The sequence below is a fragment of the Sporolactobacillus pectinivorans genome, assembly GCF_002802965.1.
Classification (GTDB): domain Bacteria; phylum Bacillota; class Bacilli; order Bacillales; family Sporolactobacillaceae; genus Sporolactobacillus; species Sporolactobacillus pectinivorans.
In genome coordinates, this window is the sequence record NZ_NXGA01000001.1 from 286543 (window position 1) to 312581 (window position 26039).

Genomic DNA, 26039 nt, shown 5'->3' on the forward strand with positions numbered 1-26039 from the left:
CGGTATTATTTCTGTCAAAGTGATTCATCGAGGCATTTACGAGTTGCCGATGCCTAACTGATTGTGACATTCAATGTCCCCGGAGAAGCTGACGCGGTCAGTCCTGCTGGCACACTCACGTTAACGGCTACCCGCTGATCGCCGGTAGACAATCCTGTCAGATCTACTTGCGCCTTAATATCACTACTGCTCAATTTATTAAGATCCGTGGCGCTTCCCGTTACTGAAACATCAACATGTCCGTTATTTCCAAGCGTTACCGTCTGGTTAACAGCCAGCCCTGTGGCCGAAACCGGTATATTACTGAATTGCTTTGACGTATTCCCTTGGTTTGAGCTTGAACTTGCTCCAGAAGATGATGAAGGACTGCTGCTGCTCGTGCCGCTGCTGTTCATACTGCTGCCGCCTGAGGCTGTCGGCACAATGTGTACCGTCACGCTTACTTTCGATGGGGATGCCTGTGTCGCTCCCGCCGGAAGCGGAACACTCACATTATATGTTTTGTCCTGTGTCAGGCCTGCAACTGAAACGGAAATGGGCTGGACATCCACAATCTGATTCAGTGTATTGCTGTCCGGAGCAACAACAGTGACATTATTTACGGATAAATTAACAGAGCCTACGGAATACCCGTTCGCCGGTGTGCCGGTGGTCAGCGCCTGAAGTGTGACTTGCTTTGACATCTTGGTAATAGGCACTTGAACATGTACAGCAGATGGAGCAATTGCGACGTCCATCTGGTCACCGCCGCTATCATAAGCGTGCAGCGTAATCATTTTGTCCGCCGTCGTGTTTGCACCGTTAACGTCAATGACGCCTCTGATAAACGCGATCGAGTCTATGGTTTGTCTTCCACCCGTAACAGTGACCGTTTTCGGGTCAATCGTCGGGCTGCCGATGCTGTAACCGCTGCTTATTGCTTTTTTGTTCAAAATGTCGAGCGCTACAGGGAATTCTTTACTCGTCCGCTCTTGGAGGGTCACCCTCACAGCGCTCGGAACAGCTTTCACAGACAGGCCGCTTGGAAAGCCCGACGTCTGAACGCGAACATCATAGGTGCCCGGTTTCATGCCATTCAAGTCGATAAATGCACTTTTAATGGCCAACAGCCGTGCTTTCAGAATCTGATCACTCGTGCCACTCAACCGAAGATCAACGGTCTGAGGCACTCCGCTGACCACAAACTTATTTGCGTCATACTTCAGATTCAGTCTTTCAGCAATTGTCATTTGCTCCAGAGGATTAACAGCAATACTGGAAGGACTTGAAGAAGGGCTTTGGCCCGCCGAGACAATCGCATAGAGCATCAGGGCTAATACAAAAGAAATAATTTTAACGACCCAGTTTTTACGCAGAAGTTTATCCATGGCGCTTCCCTCTCCAGTTCCATCGTAAAGAAACCGCCGCACTTTCAGGTTCATTCAGTTCATGCCGCAGCATTTCAGTTAGCTGCTCTTCTGGAATATCCCTGAACAGTTCACCATTCTTCGTTACAGTAATTCCACCGGTTTCCTCTGACACAACCACTGTCAACGCATCAGTAACCTCGCTGACCCCCATCGCGGCCCGATGCCTTGTCCCAAGTTCTTTTGAAATAAACGGGCTCTCAGATAATGGAAGGTAACATGCCGCGGCAATCACCTGGTTGCCTCTGATGATTACTGCACCATCGTGAAGCGGCGTATTCGGGATGAAAATATTAACCAGCAGCTGAAAGGTTAAATTTCCGTTCAAAGGAATACCCGTTTCAATATAGTCATTGAGACCCGTCTTCCGTTCAATCGACATCAGCGCGCCGATTCGCCGCTTTGACATGTAGGATGAAGCTTTGACAATCGCATCGGTCATCTGTTTGTGCTCTTCTTCAACGACCGCACCCCGTGAAAAAAGGCGACCACGGCCCAATTGTTCAAGCACGCGGCGCAGTTCAGGCTGAAAGATCACAATAATCGCAAAAAGGCCATATGTAATGGCATTATTCAGTATCCATTCAAGCGTTTTAAGCTGAAACAGGCTGCTAAGAAACCATACAGCAACAATAACTAGTATACCCTTCGCAAGCTGAACAGCCTTTGTGCCACGGATAATCAGAATTACTTTATAAATCAGATAGGTCACGATTAAAATATCGATAATATCCGTCAAATAGTTCAGAATGTTGAAATGAGCCCAAAAAGACATGGCTTTCATCCTCCAAATCAGCTGTTCTTCTCATGATGCCTGATACCAGGCACCGCGTTCTAAAAAAGTGCGTACAGGTCTCTCGTCTTCACCCAGAGAATCTTTTACCTGACCACCCGAACAGTCTCTTTACAAAATCGTCATCTTTGAGCAGAAGCTTTCTTCTATATAATGATAACCCCAAATTACATTTTATAGTAGTGCGGACCCATACCCACAACTACCGAACGGCTGACGCGTTTCTCATTCTATGCCAGCCCGTCTGAAAAAATGATCAGGGCAGGAGCCCGTTCAATTAGACTTTAGACATTCAGCACGAAGCTCAGGACTGTTCGCCGGAGCTTTAACCAGAATGAATCCATTTTCGCTGCCTTTCTCCTGAACCATGTTCTGCCGTCCAGCAGCAATCACCATCAGCGACATAGGCAGCGCGCAAATGGCCACAGCAGCAATAACGGGATGACGAACCGTCCATTTTCTAATCACATGGCGTTTATCAGCCGGAAGCTGTTCGAGAACATTTTTCGTAAAATCGATCGGCAAATGAGGGTGCATCAGCTGATTCAGCATTTCCGTCGATTGCTTTAGCTCTTTAAAATGACTGCGGCAGCTGTCACAAGAAGCCATATGTTCATAAAGCTCGTCTTGTTCCTCTTTTGTCGCTTCTCCGTCCAAAACTTTGTTCATCAGCGACATATATTTTTTGTTAGGGCATGTCATCTTCTTCACCTCTTGAAGCTTTCATATTCTTTCTCAGCATTTCCCGTCCCCGGTGTACTCTTGTCTTAACTGTACCGACAGGAAGGTCCATGATCTCACTGATTTCTTTAAGACTGAGATCCTCGATGTATTTTAGAACAACAGCAGAACGATATTTTTCGGGAAGTGCTTTGATCTCATGCTGGATCCACTGCTCAGTCTCGCCCTGCACGATTTGCTCATCAGGCAAGTCACCGCTTCCTGGCAGCATTGTGTTCAGAGCAAGCCCTTCTGTCCCGGGAATTTCCGCATCGAGAGAAACACTGGGTTTCTTTCTGCGTAATGAGTCAATGGAGAGGTTCGTAGCGATTCGAAAGAGCCATGTTGAAAATTTACGATCGTTGTCAAATTGGGAGATATGATTGTAAGCCCGAATAAAAGCGTCTTGTGACAGATCTTCTGCTTCTTCGCGATTTCCAACCATCCTCAGGCAAATCGAGTAGACACTGTTCTTATATCTGTCGACTAACTCGGCAAACGCCTGATGATCTCCTTTTTTTACCTTTTTAATCAGCCGCTTTTCTCTCTGATCCATCTTAACCCTCTTCTACAGCAATATTTAATACGGCAATTATTCTATTCAAGTTTCAAAAGAAAGTGGGTCGGCAAAAAAGCTGCTCGAAAATTTTCAAATGACAATAGTTTAAATGTTCCATAATAAGGGTAATTGACTATTGAATTCAGCTCTGAAAGACGAATTGTTCCATTTATTCTTGCTTTTAGGGCACAAGATCGTTCCAACAATGTTGGGGATCCCAATCGCCTCTCCCTGCTTTTTTCTGCAGGGTACAGGCTGCCTTTATCATGGAATTTTCGACTTCAATAAAATTCGGAGGTGATTGAATGAACAAACAGCAATTAAGTTACAAAATCGAAAAAGTTCGCAGTCAACTGGTGCATGCCTCAAGCCATGAGCCGCTGTCTTCTGTAAAAATGCAACAGATAAGCCACCGCCTCGATCGTTTACTCAATAAATATGACCGGCTAAGCCAGCAGGATAAGGTGTATTGATTCGACACATTTTTCTCTGTCCTTGCCCACGACATAGTTAGTTCGAACGTCGCCGCGGTATCAAAAGATTAATCAGATTATACCATAACCCGCTGCAATTTTTTCATGATGGGCGGTCAGGATCAGCATTAATTTCTAGTGTTGACAGGAACAGAAAATTAATGAACAATAAGGTAAACTATCAGTTTACTTTGTTGTTCATTTTTTGTAGGGGGGTGCATACGAGCTATGAGCGCCGGAAAAGAAGCCGCAAAGGTGATGCGCAGAGAACAAATTATCGATGCCGCGGAAAAACTTTTTTTCACGAAAGGGTTCGAGCGCTCAACAATGGATGATGTTGCAGGAACAGCCCATTTCAGTAAGCGAACAGTATATGCCTATTTTTCAAGCAAAGAGCAGCTGAATTTCGAAGTCATGATCAGGGGCTACCGCCTGCTCATCGCCATGTTGAAAAAAGAAGAGCAGAAATGGGCGGAGGGGCACATCGACAGCAGACTGGAGCAGATGGCCATAGCGCTGTACACATTCAGCAAGGAATACCCCGGATACTTTTCTGCTATCTTTTCCTATGAAAATGCCGAGGCCGACTTTCAGGAGGATATTCCCGATCAGTCACTGAAAGAGTGCTACGCGCTTGGAGAGGAAGTTTTCGGCATGCTCACGAGGTTGATCCGGGAAGGCCAGGCCGGGGGGCTTTACAGAAAAGAACTGGACCCGGTTAAGGCAGCACTTGTCCTGTGGTCCTGCATGGACGGAATTTTCAATACTTCTAAAGTTAAGGCCGGGTACATTCAAAGCATGCATCACACTTCCCCGGACAGTGTTGTTGCTTATGCCCTTCAAATGTTAATCCGGTGCATAAAAAAATAAAACGGAGGTCCAGCTGTCCGATGAAAAAACGAGGAGTGAAAAAAACTTTGCTCTATACTTTGACCAGCCTCTTAGCCATTCTGTTTCTGGCTTTATCCGTTCTGTTTTTTGCCAGTGGCGCTTTTCTACCCAAAAAATATTTGGAACCTTGGGACAAAAATTATGCCAAAAAATTTGAAGATCCGCGGATCAGGCTTTCAGCTTACGGGCTGCTCGCCGCGAACGGCCACAACATGCAGCCATGGAAAATAAAACTGGATAAAAATGATCCGATGGTCTTTTATCTTTATGCCGACAGCAGCAGGATGACTAAGGAGGTAGATCCGTACTCCCGCCAGCTGATGGTTACTCAGGGCACCTTCCTGGATTATGTTGCAGTCGCTGGCCGTTCAACCGGCTATCCGGTGCGAATCTCGTTGTTTCCGAAGGGGAAGTACGACGAAACTAATCTTGTGAAAAGTATGAATACAAAACCCGTCGCAAAAATTACACTTGAAAAGGCCGCCCCACAGTTCAGTCCACTCCTCAGCACTCTGTATCTCCCGGACACGAACAGGGATCCTTATAAACCAGCGAAGCTGACCGAGAAACAGATCACGCAACTGGAACAGCTTTCAAAAGACCCTGCTCTATCCGTTAAACTTTACCAAGATAAGGCCAATGTCAGCCGATTAGGCGATTATGCAATGCAAGGGGCAGTTATTGAAGCAGGGGTTACGCGTGTGATGCAAGAGTCAGATAGAATTTTCCGTGCTAATGAGTATCAGAAGAATAAATACCGTTACGGTTATTCATTTGAAGGACAAGGAACTTCAGGTCCGATGATGTACTTGATGGAGGGCCTGATCACCCTTTTCCCATCCATGAATAACGATCAGGCAGCTTCCGATCTCTTCATCAAATCAACTCAGACATCTGTTGATCATACGCCGGCTTATGCCATGATTCTGTCAAAGGATAACAGCAGAGAAAGTCAGGTTAAAAGCGGCATGCTGTACAGCCGGCTGACGCTTGTTGCACACACGCTTGGACTCGCGGTTCAACCGCTGAGTCAGGTTCTGGAAGAATATCCGGAAATGAAAGGCCCCTATACAGGAATCCGCAGAGATTATGCAGCGAATGGCAGTACGATCCAAATGCTCGTCCGCATCGGCCAGCCGGAAAAGCAAGTGCCTTTAAGCATGAGACGCGATGTCATGGATCTGATCAGGAATTGAATTGCTGGTGGTATTGAAAGAAGAAGTGAAAAGCGGGGCGCCTGATCAAAACCAGACGCCCCGCAATTCGTATGTTACTTTGGAAGTGGAGCCTAGGAGGATCGAACTCCTGACCTCCTGCGTGCAAAGCAGGCGCTCTCCCAGCTGAGCTAAGGCCCCATAGAATGGAGCGGAAGACGGGATTCGAACCCGCGACCCCCACCATGGCAAGGTGATGTTCTACCACTGAACTACTTCCGCACACCAGTGCATCACAAATATAGAAGAGACACACCCATAAAAAAGCAAGAAAAAAATAATGCGGATGAGAGGACTTGAACCTCCACGCCCCGTAAAGGGCACTAGAACCTGAATCTAGCGCGTCTGCCAATTCCGCCACACCCGCAAAAAATGGTGGGCCATGAAGGTCTCGAACCTTCGACCCTCTGATTAAGAGTCAGATGCTCTACCAACTGAGCTAATGGCCCAAATAAATGGAAATTATAGTGGTGGAGGGAGAAGGTTTCGAACCTTCGAACCCTAAGGGAACGGATTTACAGTCCGTCGCGTTTAGCCTCTTCGCTATCCCTCCGCATAAACGTTTTTATCAATGGTGCCGGTCAGAGGACTTGAACCCCCAACCTACTGATTACAAGTCAGTTGCTCTACCAATTGAGCTAGGCCGGCGTAATGGTGGAGGATATAGGGCTCGAACCTATGACCCTCTGCTTGTAAGGCAGACGCTCTCCCAGCTGAGCTAATCCTCCAAAGTGACCCGTACGGGATTCGAACCCATGAACCCACCGTGAAAGGGTGGTGTCTTAACCGCTTGACGAACGGGCCATACCTTTTGTCGCAATCGACGTTCTTTATTATATACAGATTGGACAGCCTTGTAAAGCAAAACATAAAAACCTTTATATTCTGAATTATTAGGTTTTCATTTTCTCCTGTTCACTCTGAGCTGGAAGCCATTATTTGATCACAGATTTCCAGCACTGTTCCCCCAGAAAAAATGGGGCCTTTCTCATGGTTTTTCTGACGAATCTGCAGTGCAGGGCTACAGCCTAACCGATCCAAATGCAGCGACGGCTGAACGACATGCCCGGCAAAAACACTGTGGTCACTCCTGAACGCTTTGTAAATTTGAAACTCAGAAACTCACCTGACATTCCTTTCGCTAAGTAATAATCAAAGATAGGGGGCTGCTCTTTTTAATTGTCTCAAAATAAAAAGGATGGAAAACCATCGTTTCCATCCAGAATATGAATTCTTCTTTTAGTGTTCGACGACAAAATATCTTAAATGACAGGATCAGCACTTCTTTTAGCCCAGAAAAAGTTTTACATTGATAATAATGGAAACGGCAAGTGCACAATTAGTCAGAAGCAATTTTCGATTCAGACGAATTTCTGCCTTTTCTGCTCTTACCACTTCGTCATTCTCTATGCCTTCAGTTCCAGACCCCTTGGCTTCTCTGAGTTCCATTTTTACCAACTCCTATCCGGAATTAGTTTTTATCCTACCTTTAATTTCATCGTAAACGAAGCATATTGAATCACTGTTAGCTTTTTTTGTCATTTGTGTAAAGAGCTGCTTTACTACCTTATTTGGATCGATGTACCGGACCCTGTTTCAAAAAATTCGCAGTAAAGTCAACAATGGCACGCTGAGACATGAACAGGGAATCGGCCTGACCAATTTTCCCGATCTGCAGATTTTTTGTTTCTCTTGGATCTGTTTCAAAGGCATGTCCGATCTGTGAAAATCGCTCTTCATGGTAATCCCAGTCGCGGTAGCTCACCCAGCGGCGTTGCCCATTAAGGAGAATCGGACTTTGCCGAGTGATCATTTTCAATTTTTTCGAACAGCATTCACCCAGGTGCATGGACGTATTATTTCCATAACTCACACCGAGAAGAAGCACCCAGCCATTCAGCTGATAAATTTTTGCCAGCGGAGAATCCTGCCCCAGTCCATCGTCAAGGACGTGCCCGTCTACAATCTGGTCACAGGCTGCGCCCCATGCAGCAAAAGAATAAATCGGGTGGCTGCTTCTCCTCACTCCCGGAAATTTGCGAAAAGTTTCGGCAACTCTGCCCATTCCCAATGTCGGCGTTCGCTCCGGATCAAAAGGAGGCATTTCTTGATAAATCGCTTGCATCCATTTCTTGGGGACCGGTGGGTTTTCCCAGTCTATTGGATCTGAAACATCTGCACTGTGGGCTGGCATAATCAGGGTCCCAGCGGGGGTCAGAACCTCCTGTAGCGCTTCAATAACAGCAACAGGCCCACCGCATATCCATCCAATCCGGCTCATGGACGTATGAACAATCACAGTCATACCCTCTTTAAGCCCTAGCTGTCTCAAATCCCGGACCATCGTGGATCGGGTGACCGCTGTTTTCGTCCGTCTGATTGCGTCCCATTCCGTCATCACTCATCGTCCCTTTTTCTTTCATCAGCATCCGTTGTAAAATTACGAAATAAAAAAGGCACCCCGCTGAAATTAAAGCCGCTGTGGATGCCCTATTACACTGACTGTTAATCAGTCAGTGATTCAGTTCACCAATGACTTCCACTTACTTGATGATCAATACAGGCACTTTGGCACGTTGGACGACGCCGTGGCTGACACTGCCGAGAAATTCCTTTACACCACTCAGCCCCCTGCTGCCTATGATAATCAGATCATAACCATTGGACTCAGCAAATTCAAGAATCGTGCGGACAGGCTGTCCTTCCTGAACAAATGTATGTGTGCTGTTTGGAATCTGATCCAGCCATTCACTCGTTCTGGCAACCACTTCATTTCCGTATTTAAAAGTCGACTCGCGTACCTCTCTATAGACATCGCCGACAATGAATTGATTCGTCGGAACCGTAACCACATTAAAGACATCCAGAACCGTTTTTTCATCCAGCCGGGCAATTTCAATCCCTTTTTTCAACGCCTTCTTTGAAAGCTCCGAATCGTCATATGAAACCAGAATTTTAGAAAATAGCATAGCGATCACCCCGCCCTTTCCAATATTGCTGTCAGTTTATTCAAAACCGGAGAGCAAATAATGAATAATCACCATCCTGGAGATCTATTTCAGGAGGCGTGTTTGTGTGACTTAAGATGTTCTCAGATTTATCGACAGCTCTTACCTCTATTTTATAGCACATGGGCTGAATATGAAAGCCCTATCAGAAGTTAGCCGGGCTTTCACGTCTGTCCTAATTTTGACTATTTATTGACTTACCAGCAAAAATTTTTAAACTTTGGCTCTTTATCTCTTACCTTTTTTTAATATCTGCGCTATATTTATTAGTGTAGAAAAAAATGTTACATGTATTAGTTGTGAACGTTTTCATTTATTTTGGCAAGCCGGTCTTTCGCGGCATAATGATTAAAATAGCGATCAGATCACCTAAATCCGGTGAAAAATCGAGGTTTTGTAGATGAAGAAAGGGTATCTTTTTATCGCCTTTTCTACGCTGTTCTTTAGCACGATGGAAATTGCCATTAAGCTGGTGGCAACAGAATTCAATCCGATGCAGCTGAACTTTATACGTTTTCTGATTGGATCAATTATTCTGGCGCCTTTGGCTATCCGTCATTTGAAGGGAAGCGGATTTTCGCTCAACAGAAGCAGTATTCTGTACTTTCTTTTCTCAGGTTTTATGTGCGTTGTTGTCAGTATGACCTTCTTCCAGCTGGCGATCGTGTACGCTCAAGCGTCAACTGTGGCCATTTTGTTCAGCTGCAATGCCGTCTTTGTCATTCCTTTCGCGCATTTCTTTCTGAAAGAAAAACTGACGAAGCTGTCATTGCTTTCGCTGGTAATCAGTGTGGCAGGCATGTTGTTTATCGTCAATCCGGAAAATCTGACTAACGTCACCGGCATTATATTGTCGCTTGTGGCGGCTGTAACCTTCGCCTTATACGGGATCGTCGGTCGTAAGGGCAGCCTGAAATTCGGTTTTGATGGAATTGTGCAAAGCAGTTTCAGCTTTCTGACCGGGAGTATCGAACTGCTTGTTCTGATACTGATCACGAAAATCGGAGCAGTAGCGGGTTGGCTTAACAGCGTCGGACTTAGCGATTTCAGCAATATTCCTGTCCTTAAAAATGTATCCTGGGGCACCATGCCCATATTGATTTACCTTGGCGTCTTTGTTACCGGTCTTGGCTTCAGCTTCTATTTTTTGGCTATGGAGGAAACTTCCGCATCAACTGCTTCATTGGTTTTTTTCATCAAGCCGGCTCTGGCGCCGATACTGGCTCTGTTCATTCTTGGTGAAGCAATCACCCCGAACGTTCTGGGCGGAATCCTGCTTATTCTCGGCGGTTCCTGTGTTGAATTGCTTTCCGATAATCGGGAAGCAAAGCTTGCGGAACACGCGCGAAGAGCAGCCAAACAGGCGGCTGTGCATTCGGGAAGTGTCCACGCAAGATAGCTGGCTGTCGGACATTTGATAAAGAGAGCGCCTTGAACGTGGGTGCTCTCTTTTTTGTGCGTTTTTCTTCTAATTGCTCATAATATCAAGGGGAATCGGGTTTGACAACTGGCCTCATACTAAAAAAAGAGAGCCCTGTTCAGGGCCTCAATGGGGGAGATTTATCAGTTCATGTCTCTATCATAGCGAATCCGCCTGCACATTCCATCATGCCTGCGTACAGTCTTTACCTACAACTTAAGTCTGATCTTGATATCACATTCCGCTTTTTAAAGGATTGCGAGCGTCCATGCAATAGGAAACAGAGGCAGCCTAAATTGACGATCCATTTTACTTTGCTGTCGCCACTCAACCACAGATCAGGGGCGGGGACCCTGCACGGCTCCACAGCCACAAAGGTGTATGCACATCGATCGGCGCTATCCCGGTTCCGGAGAGCAGTTCCTTCCAGGCTTGTGCCGCACGTTGGCGTTCTTCCTCACGGCCATTCAATACATCAGCTGGGCATAGACCCAGTTTAACTGTAGCTTGCAGCACATGGGTATCCGGAGCAACAGTAGTAAGTGCCCTGGATCTCCATTTGATACCAGAATATTTCTCCAGTACATAGAGCCAATAATTGAATATTTTGGGACCTGACAAATACGGGAACTCTTTCTTCCGAGTGATTTGCACCATCGTCTTTAATCCGGCAATGTCAAATTCTACAGATTCTAGCAATCCCATAACTTTTCTGGTGGAAGAAGAGTTGCTTATGCCTGAAGACACGCGAATCCAAATGTCCGGATGACGATTAGGCTGAAGAACGATTTTAGAATGGGTTAAAATATCTTTGAGGGCATGGCGATCACCGTCAGCAACTGACTGGGGTTCAAATATCCATCTTGAAGATTCATCTCGGTACGCGTCAGCAATGGATCTCCAGAGTGCATATGAACTTCTCTGATAATTTAAGGACATGCCCAATATCAGTACATCAGGCAGTCTGTCCCTTGGCACAACGCCAATCAGAGCATCTTCCGGCATGATCGCTCCGCCCAGCATGCCATCATCGTACATGCGAAGTAAACACTTTACTTTTTTCAGTAAGAGTTCATTTGTCATATAGCCGGCCTCATCCGTTATTCATTTTCCAGTTCATTATAGAACAATTTATTGGAAATAACCGGTAACGCTTCTGATTTTTTTGTCTTAACATCCGCTGAAAAGCGAATAAATTAAAACATATATTTCACCTATCGTGTTATTGAAGTCGCGTCGTGCGGTCCCCGGCTCATCCAGCCGTATTTTTTCTTCGATCACAGCTATCTTCTCACGCGACACTTTTTCAGCTTCCCAAACAAATTTTCTTTGTTTACTCTTTGGACTCGTTTCGTGTCCAAAGGAATAAGAGAACCAAAAAGACTGACTGTGATGATGATATTCCTACATATCGCCTATTTTCACCTGTTTCTATATTGAGATTTCCCCATTCCTGCGTCTGAGGGAAACATAAACGTAAAAACAAAGCATCAGGACAGGTATTGAAAATAAAAGAAAATAGGTTTCTAAACTGATGTAGGGTTTCTCCTGAATGCTGTACGCCTGAAATTTCAGCACCGCATTTTTTATCAGCGTCCCATTTTCCATGAAATGACCGCCTGAGTAGATGCTCCCCCGGTCATAGCCATTCCCGTAGAGGGCCAGACCAAGTCTGGCGTTGTGTGTACCTCGGATTTGCCTGATTGTGATCATATCCTCCGTTCCTTGTTCCGATCTTTCTTTTATCATCGAGAAAATCAAATTCTGCCCTGGTTTTACCTGTGCGCTTGAAAAAGTTTTAGAGAATATAAGCTTATGTGTGTTTAAGTTCATAATGGAGAAGTTATAGATACCGCTTCCTCTTCTATTGAGCGTCCCTACAGACAAGTGTGTAAACGGACCGGTTGCCTCAAAAGTCTGGCGAACCGTGTGATGGATGTCGATAAAAGCGTCCTGCACGCCGGCCACCATTTCCTGATCGACGATATATTGCTTTTGCGCTATTTTATTCTGCGTATAACTTGGGAGATTGATCCAGGCGCACGCGACGACGCCTACCAGTAGAATACCGGACATCGCCAGTTCAGGCAGCCTGCTCTTCATTTTTTGCCTGGGTTGGAATTGTTCCATACCGTGAATCATGTGCATCAATTCGTCAAAACCAAAAATGGCGCCAAGAAGCATGAACGAGGTAAAGAGCAGGCTGTATCGCGGCTCCGATTCCCACAGAAAAGTATAAAAGATAAAATTTCCGAACAGGCAGATCTGAATCAGCAGATTTAGGCTGATCCGTTTCGTTCTAAAGTAATTCATAGCTGAAAGAACAAGAAAGGAAATCATGACGATATGGAAAATCTGAATGACATACAGCGTTAACTGATTCTGGTGATTGAAAAGGTACTCATAGGCGGGTGTCTGACTCGTGGAAACCCGTGTATAGAAGTCATATTCCCTGGCACCCATGCCCCATGTTCCCCCGGTTTTCATCACCCAGAGATAAAGAAGCCCCAACACATTTTTCTGAACGATTCTCAATTTGATCTGATTCAGGTCCGCCCTTATTTTATCCTGCTGTGTCGGCTGTTTAAAAGTCAACGCAAAATCGGCACCGGTATACTCGCCGTAACGGGACAGCCCGAGCATGATCCAGTGCGTTGGCGGCATCGCCATAGAAGGGTCCGGAGTAAAGCCGAGATGCTCATCATACGCATGAATGGAAAAGCATGCACCAGCCATCATAACAGCAATGACGATCAGATTGAGCAGCACTTTCTTCAGTTTAAGAACAAACAGCATATAAATCGCGAGGGCCGGAAGAAACAGAATCACATTCGGCCGGATTTCATAACCGATGCCGAGAAGCAGTCCCAATAAGACGAGAAACCTGATCTTCTTGGACTGGTGATATAAATACCAAAGGTACAGGAGCACAGCAGGAAACATCAGCGTTACTGTATCCGTATAAAAATAAGTGATATAAAGAAATAGCGGGAAGCAAGTCAGCGTCAGCAGCAGGTAAATATTAGCCATTTTCGCATCAAACAGACGCATGACAAGCTTCCAGGAGAAATAAACGCTAATATTCAACACGATGGCACAGGCCGTCTGATCGATAATCGTATAGTCAGAGACGTGGATGGTCGCAAGGAGACGATAAAGCCAGTACCTGAGCACAGTGACCGGTACGTTATTCGGATAGATTTTGAAATAACCGGCGCCTGATGCATGGCCGTGTGCCAGCAGATAGAGTGCTTCTCCAAAGGTGTGACCGCCATCGATAACCGGCGGCAGGATCGAATGAAAAAAGACAATAATCGCCAGTTCAGTCAGTCCGATCAATGCACCGAGGCAGATGGTCACAACGCTCAATTCCGAGCGGGTTAATTTTGAAAAAACACGATAGACTGCTATAAAAAACAGAACGACGATAGCAGAAAAAATCAGAAGCGAAAGCGATGTACTGAAAATGTGCTGATAACTTTTGATTAACAGTCGATATAAAAGACTGATGATCAGAATGATAGAAAAACAAACGATGAAAATAATATTGAAAAGCGGGAGTATTCCTTGTCTTAATCGTAAAATCACATTCACGTCCTCACCTCATAAACATGGCGAACCTGCCGGATGCCGCATGTACCAGAGATTAGCCTGTTTTGCATGCTGCACCGCATCTGTATAATCATTCGTACGAAATTTTGGAAACGTGAATAACTAATCACTTGACCTCGGAAAAATAAAATATGCCAGTTAGTTTTTGTCGAATTTATCTTTCTGGTGGACGAAAGGAGGTCTCCTAAATTAGGTTCGTTAGTCTATCGAGGAGAAAGGTCAATAAAAAAGAGCCTGCTTCTTAAGCTTAGCTCCTCTTTATTGTTGGTGCTGATCATTTTTTCCATGTTACACTATCCGTTTATCCCGTCATTAAGGTAACAGTTTAACACGTTTACCTAATAAAATAAAAGCAATATTACTTACTTTGAAGTAAAATAATTCAGACTCATAGCTTCCCGAACTTCCCTCATCGTTTCTTTCGCCTCAATACGGGCCCTTTTCGTTCCTGCCATTAGAATCTCATCAACTGTTTCAGGATGCTCCTGATAATCCGCCCTTCGCTGTCTCATTGGTTCCAATAAAAGATTAATGCTCTTAGCAATTTTCCTCTTGCACTCCACGCAACCCATTGTCCCCTTTCTGCAATTCTCACAGATTTCATCCGCACCACTCGGACGAAAAACACGATGATAAGCGTAAATCGGACAAATTTCAGGATGACCTGGATCGTTCTTATGGATGCGTTCAGGGTCTGTTTTCGCATCCTTGATTTTCTCGTTAACCTCTTGTTCCGTTGAGTCTAACTGGATAGCATTTCCCAGACTTTTACTCATTTTGTTGTTTCCATCTAGACCAACTAAACGAGGAACTTCGCCTACAAGCGCCTCAGGTTCAACCAGGACGGGACGATACAGTTGATTAAACTTCCGAACAATTTTTCTAGTTTGTTCAATATGGGGCAATTGATCTTCACCGACTGGAATCAACGTCGCTTTGCAAAAAGTGATGTCCGCAGCCTGACTAACCGGATAACCTAGGAACCCATAATATAAATCCTTATATCCATGTGCCTCGGCTTCGGACTTAATTGTCGGATTGTGGCGCAAGGCGCTTACGGTGACAAACATCGAGTAGTAAACGGTTAGTTCGGCAATTTCAGGTATAAGTGACTGGACAAAAATTGTTGACTTTTCAGGGTCAATACCTGAAGCTAAATAATCCATTGTTATATACCGCACATTTTGTTTAATCATTTCAGGTTTTTCAAAATGTGTCGTCAAAGCCTGCACATCAGCAAGTTCAACAAATGTATCGTAATTGTTCTGTAATTCAATACGATTCTTCAGACTGCCAACATAATGACCCAGGTGAAGTTTTCCAGTAACTCGGTCTCCTGTTAATACTCGTTCGCTCATCAAACGTCCCCCTTAAAATTTTTCTTGAAAATCCTACATATTTAGAGCACCACCAACCATCATCCAAGGCCATCGCCTCCTTCAAGTACACCTACAATAATTAAAAAAACCTCATCCACAAAAGGACGAGGTTATCGTTGTGCCACCTTTTTTACTCATAAAAATGATTGGACTGAAGTACGGAAAAAACTGTCTCTTTCGATACTCCTCTCTTGGTAACGGAGAGAGAATCCCGTCATCTGCCTACTTCCTGTCATCCGCGACAGTTTCTGCAGAGCGATTCAGAAGCCCATTCGGTATCAGATGGGGACCGGCTCGCACCCCCGCCGGCTCTCTGTGTCCTCATTACTGAAACGTACTTGCTCTTCATCAAAATCTTTAGCATACTCTTGATAATACACTATAACCCTACTTCGGATATATTGAAAAGTCAAATGGTGCACAATATTCGTATTTCATTAATTAAAAGCCACACTTTCGGAACCCTGCGCAGTATCCGTTTACGGACATATACAAACCGCACATATTTGACTATGGCCCCTGTTTGGCGTCAATGAGAATTTTTAATTGATTGCTGGCATGGTGAAGAAATATTACGATGAACTGATAGAGCAAGGATTCGAAGAGAAGCAGGCGTTATATATTCGAACAAGCTGAACGGGTTCAAGTAAGGATAGTTCAAGACAATAAAAAAGAATGGCGAAATGATCTTTTCAGAAGAAGGGTTAATCAAGCTGTGTGCTGAATGGTAAAAGGTTCTTTATTTCCAATCATATAAATACTTAACTACTGCATTGGGATCTGTCTTCATTTCTTTTAATCGCATCGGTCATCACCCCCTTTTATGGTAAAATAAACCTATCGGTATATGCCGGAGTGACTCGACTTTTTATATCCACTGCAAAGGAGCGTTGAAATTGATCATTCTTCTTATCAGTTGCTTTGCTCTTTCTATGACCCTTGTGATCTGTGGATTCATTCTGCAATTTAAGAACCATTCAATTTATGGACGATTAATGCTCCTCACCGGATTCACAATATCTTTAATTCTTGCAATCTGCAGTGTTTATATTTAATAAAAAAGATAGTGAGGTACTTACTATGTCCGTATTCAGTATGTTAGGCTTTGTCTTTGGCTGTTTTGCTTTCTCTTACGCAGCAACGGTCGACAAGAAATACAAACAGCTTGAACAAAGATTAAAAAAGCTTGAAGGCAAAAATTAATAAATCGGGAGGGATCTCTATTTTTTATCAGGAAGTGTTCTCATGAGCAATTTTATACCCTTTTTGCTTCTTCTTTCGTATATTGCTCTCATGATCATATTATCTTTAACTGTCTGTTCTATTGTTCTTCTGTGTGAGCTTTCCTTATTTCTTGCCATTCTATTTCATAGTGGACTATATTCAGAAAAAGAAAAACCATCGCGGATAACCGTCCGCACATCGGCGGAAGAAGCGTGACTGTTTTTATTATTGAATGCCATAAACATCGTTCAGATTCTCGACCTTCGCTTCTATTTTGTTCAATAATTGAAGTCCATGCTTAGCATTTTTTACAGTCGTTTCTGGTCTTTTGATGTAGTAATTCAGCGCATACTTTAAAATTTGCGGCTCGGTATACGCAGTCATTCTTCCTCTCCCCTTCGCTTTTGCTTTCAACCGTAACGCTAAACTTCCCCGATGCTCTCAAAACAGGTATTTTCACTCATCCATGTGTCCCTTTCCCCATTCTTGTATCGTTCATATAATGCAGTATCACGTGATGGAAGGAGATAATTACTATGTGCAACACTTGCTACCCAACAACAGGTTATGGCAATACGTTTGTCCTAATTGTTGTTCTGTTCATTCTTTTGATTATCGTTGGTGTATCATTCGCTTACTAAAGCGAGGGCTTCTATTAAAATCTACAACATCTCCTTATCTTCGGGGCACCATACGCCGGGTGCTCTTTTTTATTTGTCAAGTGTTGAATTTTATTTTCCCAATTTGCCACAATGCTCCAAAGGCGATGCTCATTATTTCGTGTAAAATGAAATCAGGGACGTATTTCTGTCAACGTTAAGACCGATAAGACAAATATCTAAATGAGTAGTCATCTCTTTAAAATACATCTTGGGCTATATTTGTCCAAAAATATGAAAGAACGGTAATCGGCATGAGTAATGTCATTGTTATTTATCAAACAAAATATGGATCAACTCAAAAATATGCAAATTGGATCTCCGAAGAATTAAACGCTGATATTTACAAGCTGTCTGACATAAATGCCGGCATATTAGAAAAATACTCAACGATTATCTTTGGCGGTGCGATCTACGCCAGTGGCATTATGGGATCTCAAAAAGTATCAAAGTATTTTTCTCAATTATCAGGTAAAAATTTAATAGTGTTTACCGTTGGTTTATCAAATCCTAAAGCCACAAACTATAAAAACATCATCAACAAAAACTTCACCGATGCTCTTCAAAAATCAATCTCTTTTTTTCATTTACGCGGTGCAATTGATTATAAAAAATTAACTTTGATTCATCGAATGATGATGCTTTCATTAAAAAACAAAGTAAAAAAATCTAAAGATACATCTTCTTCTGAAACCAACCTATTTTTAGAAACTTATGGCAAACATATTGATTTCACTGATAAAGCGTCAATTAAACCCATTATTGATTATCTTAAAGACCTGGTTTAAACGAAATGATCTAACCTCATTACTTCACTTTTTCGTTGTACTGCGAATAAATTTTCCATCGAGCAGATGACGTAAGGCTTAACTTTTTTGTCATGCTCAAGAACCCAACGAAACAGTTTTAATACCTAGCATTGATTGCCGTCTGATTTCATCCTTTGAACCTATTGCTTTTCTTCTTCTGGAAGATGATCAAAGTCAACGAACATTTCTTCATCAAGGCTTACTTCGCCATCAAAACTCTCTTCTATTTCTTCCATAGTCCCATCGAGTGAGCAGTAGTATTCTTTTGCTTCCTGTTCTGAATGAGCCGCCACATAAACATTCATTTTGAATACTTTTAGCATGAATATTCCATCCCTCTTTCGCTTTAACTGCGAACTTTGTCTTGATGAAAATAATTGAAATCTTAATATAGAGTGATAAGATATCAAAAAGAAGGTGCGGCATGGAAAAATATAGTTTAGAAAAACATAGAAAATTAATTGAATCAATACGTTTTTTCGCAATGTTTGCTCTCGGTTTTTTAACAAATTCACATTTATTATTAGCGTTAATATTGGCACTTGTACTTGGGGCAACAGACCAAATATTCATTAGGCCAAAATTAAGGCCAAGAGATAAGAGAAACGATTTATAAAACTATTTTAGGAGCTTTATATTGTTCACATTTTTTGTCTTCTCCTTGACCTCTTTCCATCCGTCACGTATTCTCGCTTTCAGATCATTTTCCTGTAATGGCTCATACAGGTGAACATTTTGCCGCCCTTCCATTCGAAACAAGAGAATTCCATCATCGTTTCACCATTCGGATCCTGAAGAGAAAAAGGACAGTGCGCAACCCCAACTTCCTCGTCATCGTCATTTCCATCATTCTCTTCCCGCCCAACTTCACCTGTTTCTGGCTTTCCTTTCATTCAACCCACGTCTCTGCAAGCAGTGCAATGCGCTTCCGATACTTGTCCAGGTCTTCCATTAACCGGCTATCCGATATGTTTAACTTAGATGCGATCTTCAGAGAAGAGATTTCGTCCAGATGTATCCCTAAACTCAGATTCAGATCGTCAAATGTAGGTGCAAGTCCACTTGCGATGAATTCATCAACGGTTTTGGTTTTCCGCAATTGCTGCCTCTACCTTGATAACCAGATCAAGCCGTATTTCGGCACCCTATGGATCAAGGACATCAAAGCGTATGACTGTCCGTACCTGAACAAATCACTGAAGGACGGTGACGGCCAGTACGTCCTGTAGCGCAAAAAGTTGTGCATAACAAACAAGAATCAAAATCGGTCAGTAAATGGTCAGTGACCATAAAAAAGCAGAAAAACAGCAACGCTCGGAAGAACCGAAAAACGCTGCTGTTAAAGGATGAAACAACAAAGCTTCCAACTGGACTTAAACCAGCGATCCCTTCCTTACATGGAAGAAAAAGCCGAGTAAAGCCTGTTAGAACAGTGTTTATAAAGGTTATGTATCCCAGAATGCTTCCCTAGTGAACATCACAGAAAATAGTGCAAAGTAACCGTGGCAATAAACAAGTGGTGTTATTTGACAGTGAAATTAAGCAAAAAAATATGAACCAGCCCCGTAGAAGAGCTAAGCTCAAGTGATTTCCTACTCAGTGTAAAGCCGTGGGTTAAAATCACCTAGCTTACTCAATAATTCGCTTAATGTGTTTATACTGAGCGGACGGGCTGTCCTTGTTGACTGTAAAGGTTAATCCCATGAGTACGACTGTGAATTTCTGTTCGTTAGGTGTATTAATCCTTACCTCTAAGAAAACTGTTTTGCGTTTGCTCATACGGTCGCCTCCTCGTGTTATTCTTTTACTGTCAACACCTTTAGAGGGTGCGTGAGTTCGCAGTCCGTAAAGTAGTCCGTAATTACCGCGAGATGTCTGAGGTTCGACTTCTCGTTATATTTTATAATTCAGTTTCTCGCAGAGCCATTTTTTGTGTTGATTATTACTTCTGTGGAAGCATGATATTACTTCTCATCATTAATAACTTTATTAGCTCTGTATAATAGGGATTTCAATTGTCACCTGTCCCCCACCAGTCTTAGAAGAGTTAGCAATGTGAAGCGTTCCTTTATGCAGTTTTACAATAGATTCAGTAACATGCAAACCAATTCCAAAATGAGTTTTTAGAGTTCGACTGGGATCCCCCATGTAGAACTGTGTAGTAGCTCGTTTTAGATCAATCGGTGAAAATCCCTTGCCATCATTACTAATGCAAAACCGAATTCGATTTTCGTCAGCGTCTATGAGCAAATTGATTTTTCCATGTTCTGGGGAATAATCCGTTGCATTCGATACAACATTCATAATCGCTCTTTGAAGCAGTACTGCATCTGCTGTAAAATTTTGTGGTAGTTTTTTTTGTAAAAAATCAACCTTCAATTTTTTCGCTGTAGTAAGCCCGTTCACCTGATCCTTCAATTCCTCAATAAATGAATTAATGTTAATCTCCCGAAAGTGAGTCTGATAACCGGTTTCCGCTTGAGTGAGATCAATAAGCATTTTAATGTATTGCTCCATCTGATCTGCATTTTTTAGAATGTACTGAGTAAACTCTATTTGGTCATCGGTTTGTTCTGTATCAGTAAGCAACTCCGCGTTTCCCTGAATAATCGTAAGAGGGGTTTTGACATCGTGAGCAAGTGCAGATGTTTGTTCTTTTCTTGTCTGTTCCATCTTCCACTGCTGCTCTAGGGAATATTTCAGTTCAGATTTCATATCCGAAATAGATTCAAGAATATGGTTAAATTCTTTAATCCCGGATGATTGAATTTCAAAATCCAGATTCTTTTCCTTAATTTTTTGGGTCGCATCCATTAATGGACGTAGCTGCTTCCTTAGGTGTCTAGCAAAAAGTGTTGTGACGACAAAACAAGCTAATAAACTGTTCAGTATGCTAAAAATGATCAGCAATTTGTCAGGGTTCGGAAGGTATCGATTCATCCAGGAAACGGAATATCGTGAACGAATGTAATAATGAAGTATGACGTATCCGTCATTTCGTGCTATTGATAGATAAACGTCGTCTAGAGAACTGGTGATATATTTCCCCTTGGCATATAAAATTGCATTTCTTTTATCAGTCTTGTTCATATTACTATCCAGTTCAGTGAAATTATTGTTCAAGTAAACATACTTCGTTGTAGGGGGTATCAAATTGCTGTTAAACTTCTTAGCGGCCGCAATTCTTGGTTTCATATTTTTAACCTGTACTTCACTAGAATTAGCGTAAGTGTACAAACCTTTATTAATCCCTAAAATAAAGAAGGCGTATAAAAGAGAAAGAGCTAGGATTAACGCGAGTACCATTGAAAACAAATATTCCAAGAATACAACTTTCAATGACAATCGTTTTTTTTTCATATCCACTTGTATCCGATCCCCCATACAGTTGAAACTGGAGACAGACTAAAAACGGATAGCTTTGCTCGGATGTTTTTAATATGTTCAGCAACTGTAGATGAGTCGCTCTCTCCATCAAAACCGAAAACATTCTCATAAATTTGATCTTTTGAAAAGACTTGACCGCGATTTTTGGCTAGAAATTCACATATGGCATATTCGGATTTCGTTAGGGAGATTCTTTTATTCTCGACGTATACCTCTTTTGCAGAAAGATCAAACCGGACTCCGGAAGCACATAGTATACTGTGCTTTACTCGTTGTTCCCTACGGAGATGGGCATGTACCCTCGCTCTAAGCTCTCCTGTGCCAAACGGTTTTGTTATGTAATCGTCAGCACCTAACCCAAAACCGTTTATAATATCCGTTTCTAATGTTTTAGCTGTTAGAAACAGAATAGGACAGTCGACGATACTTCGGATACGCCGACAAAAAGTGAAACCATCAATTCCAGGCATCATGACATCAAGCAGAATCATGTCGTAATCCGTGAGACTATCTTGTTCCACTTTTTCCGTGGTTTCTGCTACCATCACCGTATGGCCATCTTTCCGTAACAAATTTTTTATTAAAACCAGAATGTCCGGATCGTCATCAATTGCGAGTATCTTTACCACCTTTTCCAAATCCTTTCTTTGGTCAGCACTTCAATCATTATACAATTTAGCACGGGGTGTCTCATACTCACATTAGAAACTCTCGATGAGCAGAACTTCAATGTTCATCTTAATTTGTTTTAAGACACGGTAGTTCCTATCCAGTACTGCAATTTTACGAGAAAGTCCGATCCATCCACTAATTTCTGACTTGTCAACAGTTTCACTCAAAACTTGGTAGGTTTTCCTTTATAAGTAAACTGTGTAGCATTCTGGGTATTGATAGCACAGATTGCTTTTCCGCGACTTTCAATCTGGTTAATCTTATCAATAGCAAAACTAGCAATGAAATGTCCTAAAAAAATCAAGAAAAGGAGACCCATCAATACAATTGTCAGCAGTATTATCCGTTTTTATCTTCTCTTATGAGTTTGTTTAGTCATAGGATTTTCTACCTTCCCAGTTTCGAAACCAGAGAATGCTCGCAAAGAACGCAAAACAAGATGTAAATAATGCAATCAGTGCTCCTTTCTCGATTTCTGCGTTACCAATTGTTGCAATTGAAGGGTTGAACCAGATGTATACCAGATAATCACAAAGGCGTACACTCCAAGCACAAGGGATATAATACCATTTACCATCTCCTAATCCTGTGAGAGCCAGGGCAGAGATCAGACTTTCAGCTATCCCAAGCCCAATTGAAGCACCACTACCATATTGAAAACTGACAAATAAGTGAAGAATGTAGAGGAATATATTCCCAGCAAGAACCACTCCCACCGCCTCTATATACAACACATACGGTACTGTTTTAAATCCAAATGCAAATACACCAATCGTGAGCAAAACCGAAAAGGCACTTAACAGAAGCAAAGTAACCAGTTTGCTCAAATACATACATGATCTTGATTTTATACCGCATAAAGTTGTTTGGAAGTTCCCAGCCTGACTTTCCTGATCAGCTGCTTTGCTGCAAATCAACCCGATAACAAGTGGAAACGAAATAGAAATAGCCTCCAGAAATCCACTGATTTTTGATTCTGGTTTCCATGTGGATACTGAATAATATGAAAGAAATAGGGCTGACACAACCAGAGGAATCAGGATATGAATCCATAGCATGAAAGTGTGTCTGAATTTGTAGTAGTCAGACTGAATGCATCGAATAAAAGTTTGCACTTTTACTTTACCTCCTGTTTTGAAAACCAGCTCGTGGTTATCGTTAGCAAAAGGAAAAATAAAATGATGGAAAGTATCATTCCAAATGGGATAACCTTGGGGTTTAGTAGTGTATTACCCCGTTGTGCTAAAGTTCCGTTAGGCAGGATACCCAGTACCGGAATCATCAAGCGCGTTCCCCAACTATAAGGAAAAACCCACCATAGTGATCTGGAAGCTGCAAGAAAGTCCAGTATAACTCCTCCGCCAACGTTAATCAGAATAGTCACCATCATACCAAACTTTTTTGAAAGGTACAGGCAAAATGGAATCTGCCATAATAAAGTAACGATTAATAATACTGTTGCTTCAATGACTTGAAAAACCGTAATGGTTGATTTTGTATTATAGGTTAAGATGCCGAGAATAATCCCTAATAGATGTATACCGCAAGCAATGGCAACATAAGCAGTGATCAATAGTACTTTATAAATCCACGTTTTTCTAAGTGAGACCGGTAACGCAAACACACTTCTGTAATGCAGCTTCTTCTCCTCATTCTGATTGACAAGTACTGTTATCAGCGTGAGATAGCCGGGCAGAATCAGAGAGTACCACCAATTATAACCATTCTCCACAAAGTATCTCCCGGAAATTACTGCAAGCAACAGCATAAACAGTGGGGTAATAATAACTAGTTTCTTTGTGAAAGTTCTCTTGAATTTTAAATTTTCTGATTTAATGTAATTCAGCAATTTATACACCCACTCTTTTGCTTTTCGCAACAGTTTCCATGAAAAGGGATTCCAAGTTTTCTTCTGGATTGATTTTTGCTTCGTAACCCAAAATCCCATTACTGATAATCCCGATATGGTCAGCAATCAGCTCCACTTCAGATAGAATATGGCTTGAAAGGATCACGGTAATGCCTTGCTCAGGAAAAGAACGAATCAGCTTTCGTAAATCCTGAATACCAATTGGGTCAAGGCCGTTGGTTGGCTCGTCTAAAATCAGCAGCTTAGGGTGATTCAAAAGTGCGATAGCGATGCCAAGGCGTTGCTTCATACCCATTGAAAAATGCCCTGCACGTTTTTTTCCTGTGTCTGTTAGGTCCACCATCATCAGAACTTCATCAATCCGTGAATCCGGAAGTCCAAGTAAAAGCGTACGTACTTTCAGATTTTCCCTAGCAGTCAGATTTTCATAAAGTGGAGGAGCTTCAATCAATGCACCAATGTCTGAAAGGTCACTTCTGCTCCACTGGTTGCCTTCGAAAAGTATTTCACCTGAAGTTTTGTGAAACATGCCAGTGATCATTTTCAATGTGGTAGATTTTCCAGCACCGTTTGGCCCTAACAAACCATAAACTGAGTTTTGTTGAATTGAAATGGAAATATTGTTAACGGCACGCTGTTTTTTGAATATTTTACACAGATTTTTTGTTTGTAAAATATAATTTTCCATTATTCGTCTCCCCTTCTGAGTTCACATCATACTATAACCCGCAATTTTAAGGATTCTATAAAGATTCTAATATTATAAAAGAATGTATCAATTTCCTTCTGTGCTTTACTTACGATTCTCACAATACCGTTCTCAAGTTTAAGCTTGTTCTATTGTCGTGCCCCTGCTTATTTTCCACTTGTGAGTGGTTCATCATTAAGAATGGTCAGACCTAAACAATGAAGGATCAAAAGAGTGAGACTATGCGCGTGGCTTCTCGGCTTGGCTAGTGTGGGGCGGGAGCTTGTCAACAAGCATTTTGTTAAAAGTGGGTCCTTGTCTGTGTCGGTAGCGGGGCTGTGAGTGAGGTCTGTAATGTGAACCTTATGCTACTTTAACTCGGTTCATGAAATAAGCTCATTCGTTCTGTTTTTCGGGTTAGTTACGTTAAGGAAACTGGGAAACTGGTATGCGTAAAGTCTATGCAGAGTAGAGGCTGTGAAGCGTGCTGTTTGGGGGAATTTCTCACACACAAAAGTTTTACAAAATTATTCTGCCTTAATGAATGTGTAAACACATTGAATGACTTTAAAAAACAGAATAATTTGTTTGAGGAAGTGAAATGGACAAACGTTTCAGGACCATATCTTGACAAATATATTGGACTGATGGACTTGTTTTTTAAATTAATCATGGAAAATAAAATAAAAATGAGAGTCATGCTTCAACAAATGTGTTGATTAATAGCATGTCATGCACCATTTAGGTAGGCTCCAGTGCCTATCAGTCCAAACAATGCAGTGTAGTTTTTCAATAAAAATGCATCAAGGTCAGCTATAAGCTAAAAACCTTGATGCATTAACACTTTAATAAGAAAGCTTCCAACTGGACTTGAACCAGCGACCCCTTCCTTACCATGGAAGTGCTCTACCGAACTGAGCTATGGAAGCATTGGCTCCACAGGTAGGGTTCGAACCTACGACCGATCGGTTAACAGCCGATTGCTCTGCCGCTGAGCTACTGTGGAATAATTAGTAATTGCTATGTATATTATAATGTACCCTTCCTTACCATGGAAGTAGTCATTAAAATAAAATATATAAATAAACAGGCCGCTATCAATTCTAATAGCTTCCTGCCATTTATNCATTCGCCTGGCCCTACTCTCACAGGGGGACAGCCCCCCACTACCATCGGCACAGAAGAGCTTAACGGCCGTGTTCGGGATGGGAACGGGTGTGACCTCTTCGCTATAACCGCCAGACTAAATAAAATA

General features: G+C 42.5%; 28 protein-coding genes, 10 tRNA genes and 1 rRNA gene. 8 read left to right on the plus strand and 31 right to left on the minus strand.

Translation table 11 applies throughout. The annotated features are described in order from the left end of the window. Nucleotides 1-53 precede the first annotated feature (53 nt). The 4 genes from COP04_RS01480 to sigW form a co-directional block, all read right to left on the minus strand. On the minus strand, nucleotides 54-1367 hold the full coding sequence (locus COP04_RS01480) for a CdaR family protein (protein WP_100486387.1): 1314 nt from the start codon (nucleotides 1365-1367) through the stop codon (nucleotides 54-56). Beyond that, complete coding sequence (cdaA, locus tag COP04_RS01485; RefSeq protein WP_100486388.1) at nucleotides 1360-2181, minus strand: diadenylate cyclase CdaA; 822 nt, start codon at nucleotides 2179-2181, stop codon at nucleotides 1360-1362. Before cdaA ends, COP04_RS01480 begins: the two co-directional genes overlap by 8 nt. 291 nt (nucleotides 2182-2472) lie before the next feature. Next, complete coding sequence (locus COP04_RS01490) at nucleotides 2473-2901, minus strand: anti-sigma factor family protein (RefSeq protein ID WP_100486389.1); 429 nt, start codon at nucleotides 2899-2901, stop codon at nucleotides 2473-2475. Next, nucleotides 2888-3475 carry an RNA polymerase sigma factor SigW gene (sigW, locus tag COP04_RS01495; RefSeq protein ID WP_100486390.1) on the minus strand — a complete coding sequence of 196 codons (588 nt, stop codon included), beginning with the start codon at nucleotides 3473-3475 and terminating at the stop codon, nucleotides 2888-2890. The genes COP04_RS01490 and sigW overlap by 14 nt, the downstream gene beginning before the upstream one ends. Nucleotides 3476-3783: 308 nt before the next feature. On the opposite strand from sigW, the gene COP04_RS01500 reads away from it, so the two are divergent. The 3 genes from COP04_RS01500 (at nucleotide 3784) to COP04_RS01510 (ending at nucleotide 6038) form a co-directional block, all read left to right on the plus strand. Further along, nucleotides 3784-3951: an aspartyl-phosphate phosphatase Spo0E family protein gene (locus tag COP04_RS01500; protein WP_100486391.1), complete on the plus strand. Its 168-nt coding sequence runs from the start codon at nucleotides 3784-3786 to the stop codon at nucleotides 3949-3951. Nucleotides 3952-4179: 228 nt separating this feature from the next. Next, nucleotides 4180-4821: a TetR/AcrR family transcriptional regulator gene (locus tag COP04_RS01505; protein WP_100486392.1), complete on the plus strand. Its 642-nt coding sequence runs from the start codon at nucleotides 4180-4182 to the stop codon at nucleotides 4819-4821. A 20-nt stretch (nucleotides 4822-4841) separates the two neighbouring features. Further along, the gene (locus tag COP04_RS01510; RefSeq protein WP_100486393.1) at nucleotides 4842-6038 is read left to right on the plus strand and encodes an Acg family FMN-binding oxidoreductase; all 1197 of its coding nucleotides are present in this window, start codon (nucleotides 4842-4844) and stop codon (nucleotides 6036-6038) included. A gap of 86 nt (nucleotides 6039-6124) precedes the next feature. Here the strand turns inward: COP04_RS01510 and COP04_RS01515 are convergent. From COP04_RS01515 to COP04_RS01560, 11 genes are all read right to left on the minus strand, one after another. After that, nucleotides 6125-6197 (minus strand) — tRNA-Ala (locus COP04_RS01515). Between the two features lie 6 nt (nucleotides 6198-6203). Further along, nucleotides 6204-6278: transfer RNA gene (locus tag COP04_RS01520), tRNA-Gly, on the minus strand. 59 nt (nucleotides 6279-6337) lie between these two features. Continuing rightward, a tRNA-Leu gene (locus COP04_RS01525) sits at nucleotides 6338-6423 on the minus strand. A gap of 6 nt (nucleotides 6424-6429) precedes the next feature. Continuing rightward, a tRNA-Lys gene (locus tag COP04_RS01530) sits at nucleotides 6430-6505 on the minus strand. 19 nt (nucleotides 6506-6524) lie between these two features. After that, nucleotides 6525-6609 (minus strand) — tRNA-Tyr (locus tag COP04_RS01535). Nucleotides 6610-6628: 19 nt separating this feature from the next. Further along, nucleotides 6629-6704: transfer RNA gene (locus tag COP04_RS01540), tRNA-Thr, on the minus strand. Between the two features lie 4 nt (nucleotides 6705-6708). Continuing rightward, nucleotides 6709-6784: transfer RNA gene (locus tag COP04_RS01545), tRNA-Val, on the minus strand. A 4-nt stretch (nucleotides 6785-6788) separates the two neighbouring features. Further along, a tRNA-Glu gene (locus COP04_RS01550) sits at nucleotides 6789-6860 on the minus strand. Nucleotides 6861-7343: 483 nt separating this feature from the next. Next, the gene (locus COP04_RS19325) at nucleotides 7344-7505 is read right to left on the minus strand and encodes a hypothetical protein (RefSeq protein ID WP_157800130.1); all 162 of its coding nucleotides are present in this window, start codon (nucleotides 7503-7505) and stop codon (nucleotides 7344-7346) included. 118 nt (nucleotides 7506-7623) lie between these two features. Beyond that, nucleotides 7624-8454, minus strand: coding sequence for an AAC(3) family N-acetyltransferase (locus COP04_RS01555; protein ID WP_100486394.1), 831 nt, complete (start codon nucleotides 8452-8454; stop codon nucleotides 7624-7626). 145 nt (nucleotides 8455-8599) lie between these two features. After that, nucleotides 8600-9025, minus strand: a complete 426-nt coding sequence (locus tag COP04_RS01560; RefSeq protein WP_100486395.1) for a universal stress protein — start codon at nucleotides 9023-9025, stop codon at nucleotides 8600-8602. A gap of 439 nt (nucleotides 9026-9464) precedes the next feature. Here COP04_RS01560 and COP04_RS01565 point away from each other — a divergent pair, with 439 nt between their 5' ends. Further along, nucleotides 9465-10463, plus strand: a complete 999-nt coding sequence (locus COP04_RS01565) for a DMT family transporter (RefSeq protein WP_100486396.1) — start codon at nucleotides 9465-9467, stop codon at nucleotides 10461-10463. A 348-nt stretch (nucleotides 10464-10811) separates the two neighbouring features. Here the strand turns inward: COP04_RS01565 and COP04_RS01570 are convergent, their stop codons facing one another. The 3 genes from COP04_RS01570 to trpS form a co-directional block, all read right to left on the minus strand. Continuing rightward, complete coding sequence (locus COP04_RS01570; RefSeq protein ID WP_100486397.1) at nucleotides 10812-11567, minus strand: hypothetical protein; 756 nt, start codon at nucleotides 11565-11567, stop codon at nucleotides 10812-10814. Between the two features lie 348 nt (nucleotides 11568-11915). Continuing rightward, a complete protein-coding gene (locus tag COP04_RS01575; RefSeq protein ID WP_100486398.1) occupies nucleotides 11916-14078 on the minus strand; it encodes a glycosyltransferase family 39 protein in 2163 nt (720 codons plus the stop codon). 380 nt (nucleotides 14079-14458) lie between these two features. Then, a complete protein-coding gene (trpS, locus tag COP04_RS01580; protein WP_100486399.1) occupies nucleotides 14459-15454 on the minus strand; it encodes a tryptophan--tRNA ligase in 996 nt (331 codons plus the stop codon). 1101 nt (nucleotides 15455-16555) lie between these two features. Between trpS and COP04_RS20420 the strand changes: the two genes are divergently transcribed. Next, a complete protein-coding gene (locus COP04_RS20420) occupies nucleotides 16556-16678 on the plus strand; it encodes a hypothetical protein (protein ID WP_275656851.1) in 123 nt (40 codons plus the stop codon). 246 nt (nucleotides 16679-16924) lie between these two features. Here COP04_RS20420 and COP04_RS19330 read toward each other — a convergent pair whose 3' ends face one another. After that, nucleotides 16925-17083, minus strand: a complete 159-nt coding sequence (locus COP04_RS19330; RefSeq protein ID WP_157800131.1) for a hypothetical protein — start codon at nucleotides 17081-17083, stop codon at nucleotides 16925-16927. A gap of 152 nt (nucleotides 17084-17235) precedes the next feature. On the opposite strand from COP04_RS19330, the gene COP04_RS01590 reads away from it, so the two are divergent. Continuing rightward, the gene (locus COP04_RS01590) at nucleotides 17236-17340 is read left to right on the plus strand and encodes a YjcZ family sporulation protein (RefSeq protein ID WP_100486401.1); all 105 of its coding nucleotides are present in this window, start codon (nucleotides 17236-17238) and stop codon (nucleotides 17338-17340) included. Nucleotides 17341-17612: 272 nt separating this feature from the next. Further along, nucleotides 17613-18146, plus strand: coding sequence for a flavodoxin domain-containing protein (locus COP04_RS01595; protein ID WP_100486402.1), 534 nt, complete (start codon nucleotides 17613-17615; stop codon nucleotides 18144-18146). 161 nt (nucleotides 18147-18307) lie between these two features. On the opposite strand, the gene COP04_RS01600 is transcribed toward COP04_RS01595, so the two are convergent. Then, nucleotides 18308-18490: a hypothetical protein gene (locus COP04_RS01600; protein ID WP_100486403.1), complete on the minus strand. Its 183-nt coding sequence runs from the start codon at nucleotides 18488-18490 to the stop codon at nucleotides 18308-18310. Between the two features lie 101 nt (nucleotides 18491-18591). Here COP04_RS01600 and COP04_RS01605 point away from each other — a divergent pair, with 101 nt between their 5' ends. After that, nucleotides 18592-18783 carry a hypothetical protein gene (locus COP04_RS01605; RefSeq protein ID WP_100486404.1) on the plus strand — a complete coding sequence of 64 codons (192 nt, stop codon included), beginning with the start codon at nucleotides 18592-18594 and terminating at the stop codon, nucleotides 18781-18783. A gap of 79 nt (nucleotides 18784-18862) precedes the next feature. On the opposite strand, the gene COP04_RS19335 is transcribed toward COP04_RS01605, so the two are convergent. The 11 genes from COP04_RS19335 to rrf all read right to left on the minus strand — a co-directional run bounded on the left by COP04_RS19335 (nucleotide 18863) and on the right by rrf (nucleotide 26027). Then, nucleotides 18863-19060 (minus strand): hypothetical protein, encoded by a 198-nt coding sequence (locus COP04_RS19335; protein WP_157800132.1) that lies wholly within the window; start codon nucleotides 19058-19060, stop codon nucleotides 18863-18865. Continuing rightward, nucleotides 19057-19266 (minus strand): hypothetical protein, encoded by a 210-nt coding sequence (locus tag COP04_RS01610; RefSeq protein WP_100486405.1) that lies wholly within the window; start codon nucleotides 19264-19266, stop codon nucleotides 19057-19059. The genes COP04_RS19335 and COP04_RS01610 overlap by 4 nt, the downstream gene beginning before the upstream one ends. 530 nt (nucleotides 19267-19796) lie before the next feature. Beyond that, nucleotides 19797-19946 carry a hypothetical protein gene (locus tag COP04_RS19340; protein ID WP_157800133.1) on the minus strand — a complete coding sequence of 50 codons (150 nt, stop codon included), beginning with the start codon at nucleotides 19944-19946 and terminating at the stop codon, nucleotides 19797-19799. A 210-nt stretch (nucleotides 19947-20156) separates the two neighbouring features. Next, entirely contained in the window at nucleotides 20157-21527 is a 1371-nt protein-coding gene (locus tag COP04_RS01615; RefSeq protein WP_239984942.1) for a sensor histidine kinase, read from the minus strand. Then, nucleotides 21524-22183: a response regulator transcription factor gene (locus COP04_RS01620; protein WP_100486407.1), complete on the minus strand. Its 660-nt coding sequence runs from the start codon at nucleotides 22181-22183 to the stop codon at nucleotides 21524-21526. Before COP04_RS01620 ends, COP04_RS01615 begins: the two co-directional genes overlap by 4 nt. 414 nt (nucleotides 22184-22597) lie before the next feature. Beyond that, entirely contained in the window at nucleotides 22598-23341 is a 744-nt protein-coding gene (locus tag COP04_RS01625) for a lantibiotic immunity ABC transporter MutG family permease subunit (protein WP_100486408.1), read from the minus strand. 2 nt (nucleotides 23342-23343) lie between these two features. Then, entirely contained in the window at nucleotides 23344-24174 is an 831-nt protein-coding gene (locus tag COP04_RS01630; protein ID WP_239984729.1) for a lantibiotic immunity ABC transporter MutE/EpiE family permease subunit, read from the minus strand. Beyond that, nucleotides 24077-24784, minus strand: a complete 708-nt coding sequence (locus tag COP04_RS01635; protein ID WP_100486410.1) for a lantibiotic protection ABC transporter ATP-binding protein — start codon at nucleotides 24782-24784, stop codon at nucleotides 24077-24079. The genes COP04_RS01630 and COP04_RS01635 overlap by 98 nt, the downstream gene beginning before the upstream one ends. A gap of 855 nt (nucleotides 24785-25639) precedes the next feature. Further along, a tRNA-Thr gene (locus tag COP04_RS01645) sits at nucleotides 25640-25713 on the minus strand. A 2-nt stretch (nucleotides 25714-25715) separates the two neighbouring features. Beyond that, a tRNA-Asn gene (locus COP04_RS01650) sits at nucleotides 25716-25790 on the minus strand. Nucleotides 25791-25915: 125 nt separating this feature from the next. After that, nucleotides 25916-26027 (minus strand): 5S ribosomal RNA (gene rrf, locus COP04_RS01655). Nucleotides 26028-26039: the final 12 nt, after the last annotated feature.